This window comes from Marisediminitalea aggregata (assembly GCF_900129565.1).
GTDB classification, from domain to species: domain Bacteria; phylum Pseudomonadota; class Gammaproteobacteria; order Enterobacterales; family Alteromonadaceae; genus Alteromonas; species Alteromonas aggregata.
Genome location: NZ_FQWD01000001.1, coordinates 849,289 through 870,448, shown reverse-complemented (window position 1 = coordinate 870,448; position 21,160 = coordinate 849,289). Strand labels below are relative to the sequence as shown.

The window sequence follows — 21,160 nt, the reverse complement described above, 5'->3', positions numbered from 1 at the left end:
AGATCTGTGAAACGGGTCCAATAATACACAAAGCCAGACAACAAGAAGTAGAACACATGTCAGTGATAACGATTGGAATTGAACAACTAGAAGTAGGGATGTACGTCCTTGAGATTGCAGAGCAACGCGCAGGTACAGTCCATATTAAAAGCCGTGGTCGCGTCACCAGTGAAGCTGCAATCAAAGAGTTAAAACGCAAAGGCATTACGCGTGTCGTTATTGAAACCGATGTTGAGTCCAATCCAACTGCCGGCGGTCAGCCGTTGCCTGCAAATCAGCACCTGGAAACCGCAGTCCCTGTAGAAAGAGAGTTGGTACGCGCAGAGAAGTTATATCAACAGGGCATAAAAATTCAGAAGAACCTCTACAAGGCAATTCAGAGTGGAACTGTTTTTGACGATTATGTGCCCAGAGAGTTTTCGACCGCGCTGGTTGGGTCGCTGGACCGCAATCCTGATGCTCTCTTGTTAATGACAAAAATCCGCGAAAAGGATTCTTACCTGCTAGAGCATTCACTAAATGTGGGTATTCTGCTGGCCAATTTCGGCCGTTTCTTAGGGCTGGAAGAACAGGAAGTTGAACAGTTGGCGTATAGCGGTCTGTTGCACGATCTCGGAAAAATTAAAATCGACGATGCAATCCTACATAAACCGGGTCGTTTAACTACCGAAGAAATGGAAGAAATGAAAAAACACGTGAATTATGGCGTGGAGTTTCTTCATCAAATGAAAATAGCGCCTTCTTTGATTAAATGGGTCAGTGAGCATCATGAGCGGTTAGACGGATTGGGCTATCCCGCACAGCTAAAAGCGGAAGATATTACCCAGCAAGGCCGTATGTTGGCCATCGTTGATATGTACGATGCGCTTACTGCAGATCGTTGTTACAAAGCCGGTATGTCGAGCCAGAAGGCATTACAGATATTACTCAAAGACAGTAAAAACAAACTGGACCCTGCTCTGCTTCAACAATTTATACGCTGCATGGGGATCTATCCCGTGGGCAGTTTGGTTGAATTATCAAACAGCAAAGTGGCGTTGGTTATGAAGCAAAATGAAAAGCAGCCACTGAAACCCCTGGTTCGCGTTTTCTATTCTACGGTTGGGAATCATTATCTGACACCAAAAGAGGTGAACCTGGCCACAGACGACAGAGTAAAAATTGAAAAAGCGGTCGTAGCATCTGACTATGGTATCGATATTAATCGCTTTTTTAATGAATCGGTGCTGCCTTAACGTCGTCTCTGCCTGTTAGTACAAATGTAGTGTCGCAAATAAATTACAGAGTGAGTGTAAAACTTTCCGCGTAGCGACACTACTCTCCTTTAAAACACTGTCTGGTGAATTAACGATATTCGCTTCAAACGCCTGTCTAGTCAGCTTTTATTCAGCTACTCAACACTAAATTACCCGTAACCAAAGCAGTTGGAACACAGCTTGCTGTAGGAATGAGTACGAATCAAAAGAATCGAGGTTTAAATGAAAAAGGTGATGATTGCAGGGGTAGTGGCTACTGCTCTGTTCGCAGGGGGTTGTGCAAACAGCAACAATACACAAAAAGGTGCTGCAATTGGCGCAGTTGCGGGCGCATTACTCGGTAAAGCAACGGGTGACAACGACAAAAGCCGTTACGCCTGGGGCGCAGTGGTAGGTGCTATTGCTGGTGGTGCGATCGGGAACTACATGGACAAGCAGGAAGAGGAATTACGCGCTGAGTTGGCTGACACGGGTGTGGATATCGTTCGGGAAGGTGATACTTTGCATTTGATCATGCCTGGCGATATTACGTTTGCAACAAACAGTGCTGCCATTAGCCCTAATTTTAATCCGGTGCTCAATGATGTCGCTACCGTACTGAACAACTACGAGAAAACTGTACTGATGATAAAGGGCCACACTGACGATACGGGGTCTGAAACCTATAACCAGGCGTTATCTGAACGTCGTGCCAATGCAGTAAAAAACCTGCTTGTTGCTTATAACGTCAACGCCCAACGGGTGACCACTGTTGGTATGGGGGAGTTTCAACCTAAGGTAGCAAATACCAGTGAGGCAAATCGACAGGCAAACCGCCGTGTGGAACTGTCGATTCAGCCAATCACAAACTAATGTTCTTTATCGGTGGCGGCCATTGATTCAATTTGCGCTGCCACCGATTTAGCCATCGCGTTTGGGATGGGAATAGTTAAGTGGTACTGCGCGATTTTCCATTCTCCGTCAACGTTTTCTAACACACCTGTGCCCCGGGTTGTGCCATAAGACGCGTTAGACAAAATTTCCATAAACCAGGCCACCTTGTGGTCATTAGAATAAAAAACTTCACGGGAAACAGGTGTATATGTCCAGCCTTTACCCTTGGAAAAATACGGCATAGCGTACTGTTTAAACTCATCAATAGACCAGTTCTCTCCCGCATCGGTACCAATAAATTTCGCATTCTTGGTATACAAATCGAAGTAGACCTCAGCATTCGCGGTTGCAGCTGAAGCATGGAGTGCATCAAGTGTTTGTTCAACACTGCGTGCTCCAGCCCATACAGTATTCGTAATACATAAAGCACATAAATATATGATAATTCGCATAAGTAATTTTTGAATTCACTAAGAATCTTAAATAATACCCTACCACACTCACAAAGTAGCAGTTAGCGTGTCAATGCCAAGTATTCCTGTCCTTTTTAAACTCATAGACCCTTGCGGCACATCAATAGTCGCTCAATTCTGCGGTCCGAATACTTGCAAAAATACATATATAAACTAATTTTTTAGATCAGGTGGTTGTTGCTACGTACATTTAAATTGCTTGTCTATTAAGGAGTTCTGTTCTCAATGAACTTTCTACTGAAGCTATCTGTTGCTCAGAAAATTTTTCTTATCCCCATTATTGGCGCGGTAAGTTTCATTACTTTTGTGGTTATCAACAGTATCGTCTCGTCTCAGAATGCCAGTCAGTTACAGGTGGCTAAAAATGTCGATTACCCAGCGCTTCAACTAAGTACCTCCGTGTTAACTAACATGGAAAAAGTCCGGGATACGTTGGCTTCATCGGTTACTACAGGCGATGTGGATGCCATTGATGTGGCAAGAGAAAAGGTTGATGCCGTGCTGGATGATTTACAGGCTATACGTCGCATTGACCCAAGCTTGTCGTCAGGGGTAACAACACTGCAGTCAACTTTCAGCGCGTACAGCGAGCAGGCGATAGAGGTGACTGCATCGATACTCAATGAAACTGCCGACTTCGCTACACTGGGTGACAAGTTGGAAGAGATGAATGCCAATTACGACAACGCCATCAGTCTTGTTAATCAGTTTATTGCAGCGCGGCAAAGTGCGTTTGAACAAGCGTTTTCTGAATACAACAGCGCTCAGGATTTCCTATTCTGGCTGGGTATTATTATGGGGGTTGTGACGACATTAATCCTGTTTGGTACAGCCTATCCGATAACCAGCGAAATCCGTGGCAATCTGACCCGAGTTGTTAAGTCATTACGGGATATTGCGCAGGAAGATGGTGATCTAACAATCAGAATCGAATCAAACGCTCAGGATGAAGTGGGCGACCTGGTACGCTACTTCAATCTATTCATGGAGAAACTGCAGAAGGTTGTTAAAGACATCGTACAAACCACCCTGCCACTATCGGATTTGGCTCAAAACCTGAGTCAGTTAACCGAGACAACGAATCGAAATATTGCCGATCAACAAGGCGCTGCAACGCAAGCTAAAAATGCGGTAGATGACATGAATCATTCCGTGGTTGCAGTTGCTGAAAGTGCTGCAGAAGCCGCACGGGCTGCCGACGAAGCAACGAATGCGTCAAATGAAGGTCAGTCAGTGGTAAATAGCACAGTACGTAGTATTCAGTCGTTGGCTAAAAATGTTGATGACAGCGCCCAGGTTATTCGCAAACTGGAGAATGACTCTAATCAGGTTGGTGTAGTGCTGGATGTTATTAAAGGCATTGCTGAGCAAACCAACTTACTGGCATTGAATGCCGCGATTGAAGCCGCTCGCGCAGGTGAGCAAGGCCGAGGGTTTGCAGTGGTTGCAGATGAAGTCCGGACGCTGGCTTCTAAAACTCAAAAATCGACCGAAGAAATCCAAACGACCATTGAGCAATTACAAAGTGCAGCAAGATCGGCTGTACAGGTAATGAGCTCAGGCACTGAACAAGCGGAAAGCAGTGTGAATGAAGCCAATAAAGCAGGCGAGAGCCTTAACGTCATTGCCGACACCATTGGCCGAATCAGCGCAATGAACGGTCAAATTGCCAGTACAACCGATAATCAGCAAGCCGTAGCAGAACAAATTGTTGGGTTCGTTGATGAGATTTATGCAAGAACCGATGAGACATCCAAAAACTCCGTACGACTTGCGTCTGCAAGTAGTGAACTCGCCAACCTGGCTAAAAATTTAGAAGGCATTGCGCGGCAGTTCAAAGTGTAGTCGAGCGAAAAATTCAACAGCCCGGGGATAACGGGTGAGCATAACAAAAGCGTTCGTTTAGACATCAAATCTACCTATATTTACGCGGGATTAAACTATGAAAAAATTGCTTATTGCCTCACTTTTAGCGGGGGGATTGCCAATTCACGCTAATGCAGAAGTGAACCTCAGTGGTTTTGCCAGCATTGTTGGCGGAACGTCAACTGACAGTGATGCTATCGTCAGAGGCTATGAAGACAGTATCGACTTTAAAGAACACTCGTTCTTTGCGCTGCAGGCATATTCCGATTTGGGTGATGGGTTGAGCGCCACTGCACAAATTCGCTCACGAGGGCGGGACGATTGGGAGCCGGAATTCACCTGGGCTTTCCTGTCTTACGAGATTTCGCCTTCCTGGCGTATACAGGCTGGTCGACAGCGTATCCCAATGTATCTGTATTCAGACTACCTTGATGTGTCTTATGCCTACCATTGGATAGCGCCGCCTGCTGAAGTGTACAAGGCGCCATTTGATTCAATTGACGGAATTTCTACTATTCACGATTTTACTGTCGGTGATGCCATGGTGAACTTCCGGTTGTACTACGGAAAAGAGGATTTCTCTACTGATACTGGTTCGTTTGAAATAGAAGATATTTTTAGTGCTGTAGCCAGCGTGAATTACGGCTGGTGGACATTCAGAACCAGTTATTTACAGTTTGATATCAGTGGTGATATTGGCGTTGGTGACTTAGTAACTGCGTGGCAGGCAACGCCTTATGCTGCTGTAGGCAATGAGCTGGATATCAATAATGATAGTTCAACTGCTTTCGAGATTGGGGTGATTTATGATAACCAGGACTGGTTATTTCTGGCCGAATATATCCCGTCTACTGTAGATGAAAGCATCGTTGGTGACTATAAACCCTGGATGGTGTCGGTAGGTAAACGTTTTGGCAGCTACATGGTTCATGCTACTGTGGGCGAAGATGTCAACGAGCCGTACCGTAAAGCCATTAATTCAGTGCCACTCGGTGTCGACCCGGGCCTTGATTTCTTATACCAGACAACCACTGCAGTATTGGACGAACGCGATTTTGAACTGCCATTCTACTCTGTCGGTCTGCGTTGGGATTTCCATGATTCTGCGGCGTTTAAATTTGAGTATACCGTATCAGAACAGTTGGACGGCAGTAATGCCGGTGCTGCCGAGATGGCGTTGGTAACAGTCTTTTAGGAGTTGATAATGGCTAAATATTCAATAAAAAACACGGTTACTGGCTTGGTGCTGTGCTGTGCAGCCATGTTGAGTTTTTCAACCAATGCGGCTGTTGCTGTTGTAGTTAACCCTGGGTTTGCAGACTCCCTAGATCAGGCCACGGTTGCGCAAATTTACCTGGGTAAAGATAAAACCCTTACGCCTTACATGCAAAGTGGCGGTACCGCTGACGAATTTATCGATAAAGTGCTTTCCCGTAATGCGAGTCAGTACAAAGCCTATTGGGCAAAGCTTGCTTTTACCGGCGGCGGACGACCACCTAAAGAGCTTGGCAGTGATGCTGAAGTGTTGAAAAAAGTAGCATCTTCCTCAGATGCTATTGGTTTCGTAGATGCCGGAGCAGTTGACGGTTCCGTGAAGGTACTGTTCAACCTCTGATACCGGCGTATGACAGGGGGAAGCCCCTGTCATATACGTTAAGTTACGCCTTATGAAATATCGTCGATTCACGCATGATCAGTTTGGGGTCAAACAGGGTTTTGACTGCTAACGACTGACCATAGACGGCGTTGAGTATATGGCGTGCCGACATTTCGCCCATTTGGTAAATGGGGTTCTTCACCGTGGTTAACCGCGGGTACACATGGTGGGCGAAAACGGCATCGTCGAAGCCGATAATCGACAAATCATAGGGGAGATTCATTCCAAGGTCCCTGGCACAACTCATAGCTCCTGAGGCCATCCAGTCGTTTGCACATACCAAGGCAGTAAACGGTTTATTCCGGGAGAGTAAGGTTTGCAAACCTTGTTTGCCGTCTTCTTCCTGATACCGGCCTTCGTAGTATAGTTGTTCTGACCAGGGAATGCCTGCTTCAGCCAGTGCTCGCCGATGCCCGGCAAGACGCAAGCGCGCATCGCGTGCCTTTGAGGGACCTGATATGCAGGCGATATTGGTATGGCCAAGCTCAATAAGATGCTGGGTTGCCAGGTAGCCACCGCGTTCGTTATCTAAGCAGACACAAGCACTTTCCAGCCCTTCAACTTGTCGGTTAACTACTGAAATCGGTACCCGGTTGGCATTAATGTCTCGCAGGTAATCATCGCTCATGGCTTCAACGTGCATGATCAGGGCATCACAGTTTCGACTGATCAAGAACTCAACGGCGTCTTTTTCTGTTTCCAGGTTATTGTGACCAACCGTGATGATAACGTGCTTATCCGCCTCACGCAGGGTAGATTCAACCGCCTGCATTAAGTCGCCAAAGAACGGAGAGTTTAATTCTGAAACCAGCACTCCAACACTGTCTGTGCGGCTGGTGGCCAGAGAACGAGCGACAGAGCTTGGACGGTAATTTAGCTCCTGCATGGCTTGTTCTACTTTTGCCCGTAGGTTTTCATTAACGGTCTTACGTCCGTTTAACACCCGGGATACAGTGGAAAGCGAAACACCGGCACGTTCCGCTACTTGGTATATTGTCGCCACGCTGACTCTCTGTTCTTTGTATTATTGGGCAGTTTACGGTCTCCACTGCGATTGTAAAGCGCCCGCATTCAGGTTTAATCTTTAGGCGAAAGGGCGACTTTTATACCGTCGCCGCATTTTCATCAGCCGCTCGTCGTTGCTGCAGGGTTTCTGTCAGTTCCTTTTGGCTGCTGTCGGTGAGTGGATAAAATAGGATCAATCCGGCGCCGGCAAATCCAAAGCAGGCAGGGATCCAACTCATCAATGACTGCATCCCGGGCAGCGAATTGCTAATGGTCGAGGCGTCCATACCGTCATATCCGTAGGCGCCGAGCACCAATAAAACTAAAGCGCCTGCGAATCCACCACCGGTTTTCTGTACAAAGGAACCCGCAGAATAGGTTAATCCGGTTGCCCGACGCCCGGTGCGCCATTCGTTGTAATCCGCAGAATCTCCTAACATAGAGAAAAACAGGGTGGGCATAATGGCTGCAAAAAATTCCGCGGCCCCACCCAAAAGAAACAGCGGTAATACGCCTTGTTCACCCATGGGTACCCAGTAGATTCCGGTGGTGATAATGCTACTTATCAATAACGACGCAATGAATAATTGTTTCCGGCCAAAACGCTTAGCCAGCCAAGGGGTAGCAAATGCCCCGGCGATAGACACCACCAGCAGCACAATAAAATACTGTCCGGTGAGCGATGCGTCGTTCAGGAAGTACTTGAAGTAATAAGCAATAACCCCGTATCGGATACCGTTAAACATCATGGTTAAAAAGCCCATGCCCAGCAATATCAACCAGGGTTTATTGGTCAGCAAGTCTATGATGTCTTGTTGAGAACGCGAATTCTGAGATTCCGGGCGCGCCACTAACTTTTTGACGAACCACCAGCTAAGAAGCATCACAATGACAAACGCTGCCCCGGTCATTAAGTCCCGGTAATAAAAGAATGCGGTAATGGCAGACAGGGGTATTAAGATAAACGGCAGTTGTTTTGACAGATCCCCTAATTCTTTACCGAGGCTGGTCTTGGCTTGCTGGTGCGGGGTAATCCGCTCTTTGGTCGTAAATACCGTGATCAGCATAAGCGCAACCAGGAGTGCGGCAAATACGTACATGGTGTACTGGTAACCTATTGCGTCGTTTTCCCCGTCGCCGCCGAAAAAGGCAACCAGCATAGGCAGAAAGCCCATAACCAGTAATCCGCCAAGAAACGCGCCAGCAAACCGGAAACCAGATAACTTGGTACGTTCGTGGTCATCTTCGGTCATTACCCCCATAAGGGCTGAATAAGGTACGTTGTTTGCGGTGTACGCCAGGGTCAGGCCAATGTAGGTGATGTATGCGTATACCAGTTTACCCGTGTCTGAAAACGACGGGGTGGTAAAACACAGGATCATGAATAATCCCAGAAACGGGGTAGACGCTAATATCCAGGGCCGAAACTTACCCATTGCAGTATTTGTGCGGTCCGCAATCATGCCCATAATGATATCGGTTACGCCGTCAGACAGCCGCACCACCAGGAACAACATGGCTGCTGCCGCCGCACTTATGCCGAAGGTGTCGGTGTAAAATACGGCAAGGTACGCCAGCGCGCCACGCCATACTAAATTTGCTGCAGCATCCCCCAGCCCATAACCAATCTTTTCTTTTACACTAAGTGACTGAGACATGCTCTTACTCCTTTATGAACGCTGTGCTAACAACAACTTATAAGCGTGTGCGCTGTGCTTAAACAGACGGGTCTGGGTTTCAAAATCAACATAAACCAATCCAAACCGCTTCACGTAGCCTTCTGCCCATTCAAAGTTGTCCATCAGGCTCCAGGCAAAATAACCAGCGACATTAACACCCGCATCTATGGCATCGGACAATGCACACAAATGCGCTTCATAGTAATCGATTCTGTCGTTGTCGGCGACTTCGCCATTGACGAGCTTGTCAGCCATTGCCGCACCATTTTCTGTTATGTAGATGGGCGGTAAATCATAGCGGGCATTCAGCGACGTCAGTAGATCGTAAAATGCCTGGGGATAAATTTCCCAGCCAATATCGGTTTTGGGCTCCCGATGCGCATGCTCTGTGTATAGCTCGCCCTTTGTTTCGGCTGCGGAATAGGTCAGTCGGGTATAAAAGTTGACGCCCAGAAAATCCAGTGGCTGGCAGATGATTTCCATGTCACCCGGCTGAATGTCGGGCTTGTCTTCAGGGGCGAGTTTTTCTAACACAGGTGGGTAACTGCCTTCCATGACGGGCTGCATGTACCATTGATTAATGTATTCGTCGGCGTAAATAGTGGCAAGCTGATCTGCAGGGGTTTCCGACACCGGATAGCAAGGCGTGAAGTTAAGCACGATACCGTTTTTCGCATGTGGAGCGTGTTCGCGAAGTGCCTGCATGCCAAGTCCATGAGCCAGCAGGATATGATGTGCTGCGGTCCTGCCCTGCTTTCGACCCGTTTTGCCCGGTGCATGCACACCAATCTCATACCCTAAATAGGCAGAGCAGAAAGGCTCATTAAATGTAGCGTAGGCCTGAACCCGGGTGCCTAATGCCTGTGTGATTTTTTCCACATATTGTTGAAATGCATAGGCGGTATCGCGGTTTAACCAACCGCCCAGGTCTTCCAGGTATTGTGGTAAGTCCCAGTGATAAAGCGTAGCAAAAGCCTGAATCCCCCGGCTGGCCAGCTCGTCCAATAAATCGATATAAAATTGCACGCCCTGTGGGTTGAGTTCGCCATTTTGTTGCATCACTCTTGGCCACGAGATGGAAAACCGATAGGCATCAACTCCCATTTCCTGTAGAAGGTCGACATCCTCTTTAAATCGAGCGACATGCTCACAGGCGATCAAACCATCACTTTTGTCAGCTATTTTGCCTTCCTGTTCGCAAAAGGTATCCCAAATCGATTTCAGTCGGCTGTCTGCCGCACCTTCGATCTGAAACGACGACGTTGCGGTGCCAAATAAAAAAGAACGGTCGCGAAGTGCGCTGTCCAGTGGAAGATTAATTGTTTTCATGATGTTGAGCGTTCCTAAGAGCCAGGTTGGACATCCGTTATTCACCTGAACGGTTAGTTGTGATGCTGCCCGTAAAACTGACAAAAAAGAACGGCAGCGTAAAATGTGTTTGGTTTATAGCATAATTTGAAGATTACGAGAAAGCGCTTTCTTTAAATTATCGTAAATTATTTAACCAGTGAAAATTTTTTTAAATAAACGTAAATTTCAAATCACTTGAGTTATGCAACGCTATATATCTGTATTTGAACTATAAAATTCTTACTTTGTCATGTGTTTTGTTAACTAATCGCATTATGAAATTTTGGTAATGTAAAAAATATGTTGATCTTTATTGGGTGATCTTATAGCTTGAGAAAGCGCTTTCTTGTTGGGTGTGCCTATTTGTGCACAGGGCTGAGAAAGCCCTTTCTTGAAAGCGCTAATTTCAAGCACAACAAATGAAGAGAGAAAGACGGTGACACACACAATTCTTAAGAAAACCAAAATTGCGACCAGTCTGTCTTTAATACTGGGATCAGGTTTACTGTTCCCGGTACATGCACAGGACGCAAAGGATGACGTTGAAGTTATTCAGGTAACCGGTATTCGCGGCAGTGTTCAGGAATCAATGGGCATCAAACGTGATTCAGCCGGGGTAGTTGATGCTATCTCTGCGGTTGATATTGGTAAGTTCCCCGATACCAACCTGGCAGAATCATTACAACGTATTACAGGTATCTCTATTAGCCGTAATAACGGCGAAGGTAATCAGGTTACGGCCCGTGGTTTCGGACCCGACTTCAACATGGTTACTCTGAATGGCAGAACCATGCCAGGCTCTGCGTTGCCGGGCGGCGGTGGTGCACCGAACTCTCGTGCATTTGATTTCTCTGATTTGGCGTCAGAAAGTGTTCGCGCGGTTGAAGTATACAAAACTGGCCGTGCAAGTATTGCGACAGGTGGTATTGGTGCATCAATTAACATCCGTACTTCGCGTCCGTTTGATGCCGCTGAAACCGGTTTTACCGCAAGTGTGGGTGCTAAAGCACTAACTGATACAACCAACCGCGTTGGCGATGATGTTACACCTGAAGTCTCAGGCATGATCAACTTCGTCAGCGATGATGAAACCTTTGGTTTTACCTTTACAGGTTCATTCCAGCAACGTGACAGCGCGTCACAAGGTGCTTTCGTAAACCAATGGCGTGTTAATCCATTTGACGGCTCTATTCCGCAATCTCCGGATCCATCTAATCCGGACAGTGGCGACCCGGTTGTACTGAACAATGCACCAGCAATGGGTCAGCTTTTCGCTATCCCGTCTGATCTACGTTACTTCATGGCTGACCGAGAGCGTGAAAGAACCAACGCTCAGCTGACATTCCAGTATGCACCAAGCGACAATATGGTAGCGACGCTGGACTACACCTATTCAAAACAAGATCTGTTCGAAGCGCGTGCTGAACAGTCTATCTGGATGGACGACCGTTATTTCACCGAGCTAACGTTTGACGATGAAACGGTAAAAACGCCTATCCACATTACGCAGGAACGTCGTGACTTACTGCCTCGTGACTTAGGTCTGGCTATGCAGGAACTCAATCAGGTTAATGAAAACAAATCGATTGGCCTGAACATCGAGTACTTTGTCAATGACGATTTAACCCTGGAATTTGACTTCCACAACTCATCAGCAGAAGGTCGTCCGGATGCACCTTACGGTACCTGGACAAACTTAGGCTTGGGTGCAAACGTAGTGCGCGGTCAGGGTGCTGACTTCAGCGGTGACTTCCCCATCATGCTGGTGGATTACGACGATGTTGCTCGTGGCAACCTGAACCCCAATGGTGTGCTTGATCAGGACGACGTAGGTACGTCTATCCTGGATATGAACTACTCGCTACAAGATACTGAAATCACCCAGGCTCGCCTGGACGGTTCATATGCAATGGACTCTGGCAGCATTAACTTCGGTATCGAGTCTCGTTCTATGGAGAGCACCTCGCTGCAATCCCTGACTCGTCACACTATGGGTAACTGGGGTATCGAAAACCCAGGTGAATTACCAGCAGGTATCCTGACGCCACTGGATTTGGCGAAGGAGTTCAGCGACTTTAATACCACCGGTATTTTTTCTCAGGGCTTTACCGGTAGCGTGGCTGAACTGGGTGCATTTGCTGCATCTGAGTACGGCTTTAACTTAGTTGCTGACAACCCGTTTGCCACCAACCGTACTATCAAAGAAGACATTACCGCTGTGTATTTCGAGTTTGATTTAGACGGTGAACTTAATGGCATGCCGTATAACCTGTTAACCGGTGTACGATATGAAAATACCGATGTGACCTCAATTGCGAACATCAGTCTGCCAAGTGGTATTGCCTGGGAAGGTAATAACGACTTCAACGTGCGCTTTGGTAGCGACATGGAAGACGTAAGCGTGGATTCAAGCTACGACCACATCTTGCCTGCGTTGGACTTCGATATCGAAGTGGCAGAGAACATGATTGCCCGTTTCTCTTACAGCAAAACCATTGCTCGCCCAACGTATAACAATCTGAGTGCAGCAGCGACGGTATCACCACCTAGCGGTCCGACGCTGTTAACGGGCGGTGCTACTGCAACGGCAAGTTCTGGTAACCCTGCGCTGGTGCCTCTGGAATCAGATAACCTTGATCTGTCGTTCGAGTACTACTTCGACGAAACCAGCTATGTGTCATTAGGTTTCTACGACAAGCGCGTGAAAAACTTCATTGGTAACGAACAGGTTGAAGAGAACATCTTTGGTCTGCGCGACGCGACTGCCGGCCCTCGTGCACAGGCTGCTGCTGCTGAACTGGAGCGCTTAGGCATTCCATTAAGTGACACCACCTTGTTCAACATGGTGGCTGCAATGGAAAATGGCGTCGACTATGACTCAATGACCGACGAGCAGTTTGAAGCTGCTTACGATGTACTGCCAAATGCCGATGATCCGTTAATGACCTTCATTAACTCTAAGCCGGTTAACAACCGCGCGGCCAACATCTATGGTTTCGAGTTGGCGGCACAGCACTTCTTTGGCGAGAGTGGTTTTGGCGTAATGGGTAACTACACCACCGTTACGGGTGATATCGGCTTTGACAACAACGCTGATCCGTCGGTAACCCAGTTTGCCCTCGTTGGTTTGAGTGATACCGCTAACCTGATCCTGATGTACGAAAAAGAAGGTATTCAGGCGCGTATCGCCTATAACTGGCGTGACAAGTTCCTGGACACAACATCGCAATATGTGAACGAGCCGGGTTACACCGAAGCTTATTCGCAAATCGACTTCAGCGTGTCTTATGACTTCAGCGAAGACCTGACTGTGTCGCTGGAAGGGATCAACATTACTGAAGAAAATGCCCGCCGTCATGGCAGAACGAGTGCCATGCTATGGAGACTGGATGAACTGGGTGCACGCTATGCCGTTGGCGTACGCTACAAGTTCTAACACGTACTCATAGCAATAAGTGGAATGACGCAGGGAAGTGACCCCCCTGCGTCATTTTTGCGTTAAAGTAGGTCACGTTTATACAGAATTTACGTGAAGGGGATGCAGTTGTGAATGCACCTATTCAACAAGTTGTGATTGTCGGTGGCGGCACCGCGGGCTGGCTATGTGCCGGTATGCTGGCAGCCAAACTCGGCAAACAGGGCGAACGTCATCGGGGCGTTGAAATCACCCTGATTGAGTCGCCTGATGTGAGTACCATTGGCGTAGGCGAAGGTTCCTGGCCTTCACTTCGTGACACACTCCGCGAAATTGGCTTGTCGGAATCGGCATTCATCACCCATTGCCAGGCGTCGTTTAAGCAAGGCTCCACCTTTGTGGGCTGGCGCGATGGCAGTGAGCACGACCGTTATCATCACCCCTTCACCAATCCGGCAGGTTACACCGAAATTGATGTACACGCCTGCTGGCAAGCGCTTCACAGCAATAAGCCATACGATCGCGCTTTCAGTGTCCAGCCTGAGCTGTGCGAACAGCACAAAGCGCCCAAGCAGTTGGCCACGCCAGACTATGCCTACGTACTGAACTACGGGTATCACTTCGACGCCACCAGGTTGGCCGAAATGGTGTCAGATCATTGCGTTAACCAGTTAGGCGTTCGTCATGTACAAGCACACATCGACCAGGTGGTTAGTCATCACAATGGCGATATCAAGGCACTAACCACCCAATGCGGGCAAATCCTTGAGGGAGATTTGTTTATTGACTGTAGCGGGCAGTCGGCGTTGCTGGCAGGCAAGCATTACAATGTGCCCTGGCACTCGGTAAAAGACATTTTGCTGAACGATTCGGCTATGGCTGTACAGGTGCCCTACCATGAGCAGGACAACACCATTGCCTCCACTACCCTTGCCACCGCGCACCCACAGGGGTGGAGCTGGGATATTGGCCTGCAACACCGCCGGGGTGTGGGCATGGTATACAGCAGTGACTTTGCGTCTGCAGAGGACATTGAACAGTCTTTAAAACAGTATTTAACTAAGCGACTCCCACACGATGTGGTGGAACAGGCTACGTGCAGACAGCTGAAGTTTTCACCCGGCTATCGCAGTGAGTTCTGGACCCACAATTGCCTGTCGCTGGGAATGGCCAGCGGGTTTATTGAGCCGCTTGAAGCCTCGGCTGTTGCCATGGTGGAACTGGGTGTGCGCATGTTATGCGAGCAATTTCCGCAAAATCGCGATCACATGCGTATTCTGGCAGCTCGCTATAACGAACGCTTTGCCTACCGCTGGGCGCGGGTCATTGACTTTGTAAAACTCCACTATGCCATTAACCAACGCACCAACGATGCCTACTGGAATGCCCATCGCGATCCGGCAACCTGGCCAGATTCACTGAAAAGCTTGCTCTCGCTGTGGCAATATCAGCCGCCGTCACGCTACGACGTAGTGCAAAACGAAGAAATATTTCCCTCTGCCAGCTATCAGTTTGTGCTGTACGGCATGGGCTTTAAAACCGAGTCACCTGCGCTAGCCGATTCCAGCGATATGCTAAAACGCGCTGGTGCGATTTCTCAAAAATTACAGGCTACACTAATGCAATTTGGTCAGGGGTTACCCGATAACCGGGCGTTACTCAACGCTATCCGTGAACGCCATAAACACTCATCCGGAGCGACGTTATGAACAAGCCTGGCAACTCTTCAAACAACGTGAACAACGTCATCATAGCCGGTGGCGGAACGGCTGGCTGGATGGCCGCCGCAGCCCTGTCTCGATTAATTGGCAAGTCTGTCAACGTAACGCTGGTGGAGTCGAAAGACATCGGTATTGTCGGTGTGGGGGAAGCAACGATTCCGCCTATTCGCACTTTCCACAAACTGCTGGGCATAGACGAAAAAGCCTTTATGCGCGCTACCAATGCCACCTTTAAACTGGGTATTGAATTCGCAAACTGGCGCGAACCTGATTATGCCTATATCCACTCCTTTGGCGTTACCGGCCGCGAATGCTGGGCAGGTGAATTTCACCATTTCTGGATGCGCGCGCAGCAGGAAGGCCTGGGCTCAGCATTTGGCGACTACTGCTTTGAATTGAAGGCTGCACAGCAATACAAGTTTGGCATGAGCGAACGCATGCCGATTAACTTTGCGTACCATTTCGACGCAGTGGCCTACGGTAAATTCCTGCGGCAGTTTGCTGAAAAGCTTGGCGTTACTCATGTAGAGGGCGACATCGACAAGGTCAATGTGAATGTCACGTCAGGTGATATTGAGTCGTTAACCCTAAAAGACGGGCGTAATCTGGCTGGCGACTTGTTTATCGACTGCACCGGGTTTAAGGGCTTGTTGATCGAGCAGGCACTGCATACCGGATATGAAAACTGGTCACACTGGTTACCCTGCGACCGCGCGGTTGCCATGCAAACTGAAAGCGTTGAAGCGCCCGCCCCCTTTACCCGTTCTGTTGCCCATGAAGCCGGTTGGCGCTGGCAAATCCCGCTACAAAACCGCGTGGGCAATGGGCTGGTGTATTGTAGTCGCTATATGAGTGATGAGCAGGCCAAGCAAACCCTCATGGATCAGGTAACCGGCAACCCAATTAACGACCCCCGGGTGATTCAGTTTACTCCGGGCAAACGCCGCCTGGGCTGGAATAAAAACTGTGTGGCACTGGGGTTAGCCAGTGGCTTTATTGAACCGCTGGAGTCCACCAGCATTCACCTGATCATGACTGGTATCATTCGTCTGCTGCGTTTGTTCCCGTTCGATGGTGTAACCCAAAGCGCTATCGATGAATACAACAACAAGTACAACAGTGAAATGGCCGCGATCCTCGATTTCATTGTTATGCACTACAAAGTTACCAACCGGGACGACTCACTATTCTGGCAACACTGCCAGCGCATGGCGATCCCCGACTCCCTGACCCACAAAATCAATTTGTTTAAAGAAACCGGCCGGGTGTTTTTGGATGATGGGGATATCTTCCGGGTCGATTCCTGGACGCAGGTGATGTTGGGGCAAGGACTAATGCCTGAACAGTATCACCGGGTGGCAGACGAAATGAGCATTGAAGAACTCACCCGTTTTATTAATGGCCTGCATCAGCATGTGTCTCAGCAAGTTCAAGCGCTACCTGCTCACGGCGATTTCTTAAAACAGTACCTCGGCATGTGACCGGTAACGCAGTGATTGCCTGAAGGCCGGTAAGTTTGCTTTAATCGGCCTTTTAGTTTTTGCCTGTCTGTTTTGCCTTTATGGGGGATACATCATGATCACCTGGACGTTACTGCCGTTTTCATCGCTTACTACCCATCAGCTATATGCGCTGTTAAAGCTGCGCACCAATGTGTTTGTGGTTGAACAAAACTGCCCGTATCCGGAACTGGACGACAAAGACACCAAGCAAGATGTGTATCACCTACTGGGTTATCAGCAATTGGATGATAGTCAGTCTGAGCCAGAGCTGGTGGCCTATGCGCGTTTACTACCGCCGGGAGTGAGCTATCCCCAGGTCAGTATCGGCCGGGTTGCTGTTGCTGAGTCTGCAAGAGGCCAGAAGCTGGGCCATGCCCTGGTTGCCGAAGCGCTGAAGGGCTGTGAGCAAGCCTGGCCCGGACAAGATATTCAGATAGGCGCGCAGGTGTATCTGGAAGCCTTTTATAAGAGCTTCGGATTTACCCGCCAGTCAGAGGACTACCTGGAAGACGGTATTCCGCACGTAGATATGTTGCTGTCAAAAGCTTGAAGTCAGCATCCCAAAAAACTGGTTTGTAAAAGGGATTAGACAGGCTCAGGTTCGTTTTTCTGCATCTTCTGGAACAGCCAGCCAATCCCGACCAAGCAAAGTCCCAGGCCAATAAACGACAGTGCGCGGAATAGCCCTTCCAGATGTGCCATGTCTACCACAAACGCTTTCAGCAACACTACCGCAAGCCCAATAAAACCGGCTTTGACAAGCGTACTGTTTTCACGAAGCTGGGCCAGGTAAATAGTAAGGGTTGAGATAGCCAGCCACACTACGGAATAGGTATATAGCTCTGCTTGCTGCATGGGAGGTCCTAGGCGCAGGTAGCCAAGGTTAAACAGGGCCCTGATTTCTCCATTAATAAACAGGAAGCCAAGCACGGCAATCACGCCCAGTATGGCGTTGTTGTATTGTTTTGGGAGCAACTTGAATTTCATCACAATAGCCAGCACCACAGCGGGCATTAGCCATTGTAACCACAGCCAGTTCACCCAACCTTCACCTACAAATTGTTGGGTGATAAAGGGCGAATGCACCAGTGAGATGTCCAACTGAAGCAAGATTGCCAGGGCCATGAGGGCAAAGCCCGCTTTTTGATACAAACCGCTTAGCGAGCCAGACAAGTGGCTTCGCCAAAAATATACGGCAGAGAGCACCAGCCAGTTCAGCGAAAGCAATATCGTTTCTGCGTAGCTCAGATTTACAAAATCCGGGTAATCGCCGGTTAGCAGGTAGCTGGTTTCGGTGGTCAACAGCAACGCCACAATATGCAGTATGACGCCTTGTAGCCATGCGCGCATCGAAGTCGATGGGTTGTATTTGATCGCAAAACCAATGAGGGCCAGTGCCAGTGGGTACACAACCAGGGTCCAGTGGATTCCCAGAATGGTTTCGTGTTTGTAGTGCGCTATCCAGGGAGACAGGGTCAACCGGCAAATCACTACCAGCAAGGCGGCTTTGTACAACCAGTCCGGGATCCTCACTTTGAATTTCCAGCTCAGATAGCTCATCGACGCTACCTGCATGGTAATAGCCAATGTTAACGTACTGGCAGACAACAGCATGGTAAAGCACAGTGCCAGCATAGAGTTGGCGAGTATCAGATAAGTGACCTGCCTTATAGGCACATGGGATTTCACAGCGGCTATCGATGCGCCAGCTCCAATGAGTGCCATATACAACGCCCAAAGCGGGTACAAATAGGTTTCAGCCTCAATTGGCGCGGTAACATAGCTTACCCCCAACATACTTACCGGCGTAAGTACCAACAGGAGCAAATATGCCGGGCGATCGGCAAAGCGCAATAGCATGAACATACTAAAGGCAATGCCTGATAAGGTAACCAACTGCGCGAATAAATAACGCCCGCTAAAGGGGAATAAACCATCCTCGAAAGAAGCCAGGTCGTGCATATTTTCATAGGAAAGCAGTGCAAATAAGAGCATTAAGAACGGCCAGGTATCCAGAGCACTGTGTCTGAAAGCTGCTACCAGCATAACGCCTGCAAGCAACAAGTTAACCCACCCCAGTACATCATTGGGGTTACTCAGCATAATAAACACGTACAGCAACCAGAGTGACAACACGACACCTGCTTGCTCCTTTCTGGGCATCAGTAAGTCTTTCACGGACAGCGCAGCAGTCATAGTGCCTTTTAATGCCCAGCCTAATACGCCAGATAAAACAAACAAATAAAGCGAAACCAGGGTGAATACAAACAGGATCCACACGTCGCTGGTGGAGGCCATTACCGTTGCAATAGCAAACCAGATAAAGTGCCCCGCAAAACCCTGCCACCACACCCAGCGCTGTTTAACATATTCAGCTACCCAAACCGCAGAAAGCGAAACAAATGCTACATACAGCAACAAGGCAAATACGTTATTGGAACCAGTGGAAACCAGAGCCGGTACCGCATAGGCACCTATGATCCCTACCCCAGCCAGCACCGGGCCAAAGCGCAGTGCTAAATAGGTTGAAGCCAGCGAGATAATGGCTAACACACCAAACGCTACATTGGCCGAAATAAATTGGTAAAAATCGAATGCGACCAATGCCATGGCAAAGCAGGTGATCACCCCGCCGCTGGCCAGTGCTGCGGAAATATAAGGCGTGTTAATACGAAGGCGTGTTTTGAAGTGATTGGCCAGCTCTGCTGCGGCCACTAAAGCGCAGCCAAACAATGCGCCCAGTATTACTCTGACCGATGGTGGCATCAGGCCAGCTTCAATAGAGTACTTAGCCAAAAAGATCCCGCCAATGGCCAGCACCGCTGCGCCCAACCAAAAAATGCCATTCCCCCTTAGCCAGGCTTCAAAATCAAAGGTGCTCACCGTCCTAGGCGGTTGCTTAGCAGACTTTGCTGAAGAAGTGGGTGATGCAACGGGTGCAGTAGGTTTAGCGGATACCTTCGGTGGGGGATTCACCGTAACCGCTCTTTGTGGCGTTGACACGACAGGCTTCGCCATATCGTTAACTGGTTCATGCGGCTGAGACTTGATATGCCGTTTTAATTCCTCGATTTGCCGGGATTGTAATTCAACGGTTTTCTGTAGCAAACCAATTTGATGTAGTAAGGCGCTGATTTGCTGACGACTTTTAAAAGCAATCAACACTCCAATAAGCAAAAACACATTAAACAGAATTGAAATAAGTTCGGTTTCCATACCTAGACCAGGTCCCTGCTTTTCTTCTTTTTATGAGGTATCACTGTGCGCGATATTTCAGCAATATGCAATGGTGGAATGCGGCTGGTTATTTGGTTATGAGCTAAGAAGCGGATACAAAAAAGCCCTGTATTACAGAGTAAACAACAGGGCTATTCGCGTAAACGGAGTTACGATGTCTTATTCAATATTCTGGATCTGCTCACGCATCTGCTCAATTAACACTTTAAGCTCTACCGCTGATTGGGTGATCTCAGTGCTGATGGATTTGGAACCCAGCGTGTTTGATTCGCGGTTGAACTCCTGCATCATGAAATCGAGACGTCGGCCACAAGCGCCGCCTTTTTTCAGAATTTTGCGGGTTTCTGCTACGTGTGAGTTCAAACGGTCGAGTTCTTCAGCTACATCGACTTTTTGTGCCAACAGAATCATCTCTTGTTCCACACGAGCGGCATCCAGTTCCAGTTTGGCTTCTTCAAAACGGGCCTGAATTTTCTCGCGTTGCCAGGTCAGGATTTCCGGCATGCGCTGCGCCACTTTCTCTGCTTCTACCTCAATGGCGTCGAGTCGTTGTTCAATTAGCGACTTCAGGGTTTCACCCTCGGCACCACGAGCGGCAATGAAGTCGTTCATGGCTTTGTCTAAGCCTTCCAGCATATCGGCCTGAATAGCATCCATATCGGCTTCTTCAGAGGCGATCACGCCCGGCCATTTTAATACGTCCAATGGATTAACCCCGGTAGACTGACCGTGAGACTGCACCCAATCGGCAGCGTGAAGGACTTGTTTAGCCAACTGTTCATTGAGGTTCAATTTCGTTACAGCAGAGTCATTAGCAGTGAAGCGAAGTGCGCACTCAACTTTTCCGCGTTGCAGACGCTTGCGAAAACGCTCGCGTAATACCGGCTCTAAGCTGCGAAACTGCTCTGGTAGACGAAAATACGTTTCCAGGTAGCGCTGGTTAACCGAGCGAATTTCCCATACTGCGGTTCCCCACTCTTTTTTTACTTCGCTGCGCGCGAATGCCGTCATGCTGTAAATCATGTTGTATCCAATTGGCATAATGAAGATTTTTACTGTGGTTAATCATACTACAGTGCGCACATTAACCCTAACCTTTGGTAGAAATGCTGTGTTTCACATGAAA

The 21,160-nt window shown here is 48.5% G+C and carries 15 protein-coding genes; 9 read left to right on the top strand and 6 right to left on the bottom strand.

Translation table 11 applies throughout. From position 1 onward, the window contains the following. Positions 1-56: 56 nt before the first annotated feature. Complete coding sequence (locus tag BUB81_RS03725; RefSeq protein ID WP_073318346.1) at positions 57-1,235, top strand: cyclic di-GMP phosphodiesterase; 1,179 nt, start codon at positions 57-59, stop codon at positions 1,233-1,235. A 243-nt stretch (positions 1,236-1,478) separates the two neighbouring features. Then, positions 1,479-2,108 carry a YiaD family glycine zipper/OmpA-like lipoprotein gene (locus BUB81_RS03720; RefSeq protein ID WP_073318343.1) on the top strand — a complete coding sequence of 210 codons (630 nt, stop codon included), beginning with the start codon at positions 1,479-1,481 and terminating at the stop codon, positions 2,106-2,108. Here the strand turns inward: BUB81_RS03720 and BUB81_RS03715 are convergent. After that, on the bottom strand, positions 2,105-2,581 hold the full coding sequence (locus tag BUB81_RS03715; RefSeq protein WP_073318340.1) for a nuclear transport factor 2 family protein: 477 nt from the start codon (positions 2,579-2,581) through the stop codon (positions 2,105-2,107). The two genes, BUB81_RS03720 and BUB81_RS03715, sit on opposite strands and share 4 nt — an antisense overlap. A gap of 246 nt (positions 2,582-2,827) precedes the next feature. On the opposite strand from BUB81_RS03715, the gene BUB81_RS03710 reads away from it, so the two are divergent. From BUB81_RS03710 to BUB81_RS03700, 3 genes are all read left to right on the top strand, one after another. Beyond that, positions 2,828-4,447 carry a methyl-accepting chemotaxis protein gene (locus BUB81_RS03710; protein ID WP_073318337.1) on the top strand — a complete coding sequence of 540 codons (1,620 nt, stop codon included), beginning with the start codon at positions 2,828-2,830 and terminating at the stop codon, positions 4,445-4,447. Between the two features lie 97 nt (positions 4,448-4,544). Then, complete coding sequence (locus tag BUB81_RS03705) at positions 4,545-5,663, top strand: hypothetical protein (protein ID WP_073318333.1); 1,119 nt, start codon at positions 4,545-4,547, stop codon at positions 5,661-5,663. Between the two features lie 9 nt (positions 5,664-5,672). Beyond that, complete coding sequence (locus tag BUB81_RS03700) at positions 5,673-6,083, top strand: type 2 periplasmic-binding domain-containing protein (protein ID WP_245819106.1); 411 nt, start codon at positions 5,673-5,675, stop codon at positions 6,081-6,083. Positions 6,084-6,126: 43 nt separating this feature from the next. On the opposite strand, the gene BUB81_RS03695 is transcribed toward BUB81_RS03700, so the two are convergent. The 3 genes from BUB81_RS03695 to BUB81_RS03685 all read right to left on the bottom strand — a co-directional run bounded on the left by BUB81_RS03695 (position 6,127) and on the right by BUB81_RS03685 (position 10,138). Beyond that, positions 6,127-7,128, bottom strand: coding sequence for a LacI family DNA-binding transcriptional regulator (locus BUB81_RS03695; RefSeq protein WP_073318330.1), 1,002 nt, complete (start codon positions 7,126-7,128; stop codon positions 6,127-6,129). A 100-nt stretch (positions 7,129-7,228) separates the two neighbouring features. Then, a complete protein-coding gene (locus BUB81_RS03690; RefSeq protein WP_073318327.1) occupies positions 7,229-8,788 on the bottom strand; it encodes an MFS transporter in 1,560 nt (519 codons plus the stop codon). 12 nt (positions 8,789-8,800) lie between these two features. Beyond that, positions 8,801-10,138 (bottom strand): GH1 family beta-glucosidase, encoded by a 1,338-nt coding sequence (locus BUB81_RS03685; RefSeq protein WP_073318324.1) that lies wholly within the window; start codon positions 10,136-10,138, stop codon positions 8,801-8,803. Positions 10,139-10,595: 457 nt separating this feature from the next. Between BUB81_RS03685 and BUB81_RS03680 the strand changes: the two genes are divergently transcribed. The 4 genes from BUB81_RS03680 to BUB81_RS03665 all read left to right on the top strand — a co-directional run bounded on the left by BUB81_RS03680 (position 10,596) and on the right by BUB81_RS03665 (position 17,347). Then, positions 10,596-13,595, top strand: coding sequence for a TonB-dependent receptor (locus BUB81_RS03680; protein ID WP_073318321.1), 3,000 nt, complete (start codon positions 10,596-10,598; stop codon positions 13,593-13,595). 110 nt (positions 13,596-13,705) lie between these two features. Continuing rightward, the gene (locus tag BUB81_RS03675; RefSeq protein WP_073318317.1) at positions 13,706-15,283 is read left to right on the top strand and encodes a tryptophan halogenase family protein; all 1,578 of its coding nucleotides are present in this window, start codon (positions 13,706-13,708) and stop codon (positions 15,281-15,283) included. Beyond that, positions 15,280-16,776 carry a tryptophan halogenase family protein gene (locus tag BUB81_RS03670; RefSeq protein WP_073318314.1) on the top strand — a complete coding sequence of 499 codons (1,497 nt, stop codon included), beginning with the start codon at positions 15,280-15,282 and terminating at the stop codon, positions 16,774-16,776. Before BUB81_RS03675 ends, BUB81_RS03670 begins: the two co-directional genes overlap by 4 nt. Before the next feature lie 94 nt (positions 16,777-16,870). Beyond that, on the top strand, positions 16,871-17,347 hold the full coding sequence (locus BUB81_RS03665) for a GNAT family N-acetyltransferase (RefSeq protein ID WP_073318292.1): 477 nt from the start codon (positions 16,871-16,873) through the stop codon (positions 17,345-17,347). Between the two features lie 35 nt (positions 17,348-17,382). Here BUB81_RS03665 and BUB81_RS03660 read toward each other — a convergent pair whose 3' ends face one another. Further along, complete coding sequence (locus BUB81_RS03660) at positions 17,383-20,013, bottom strand: DUF2339 domain-containing protein (RefSeq protein WP_073318289.1); 2,631 nt, start codon at positions 20,011-20,013, stop codon at positions 17,383-17,385. A 180-nt stretch (positions 20,014-20,193) separates the two neighbouring features. Then, positions 20,194-21,057: a YicC/YloC family endoribonuclease gene (locus tag BUB81_RS03655; protein ID WP_073318286.1), complete on the bottom strand. Its 864-nt coding sequence runs from the start codon at positions 21,055-21,057 to the stop codon at positions 20,194-20,196. Positions 21,058-21,160: the final 103 nt, after the last annotated feature.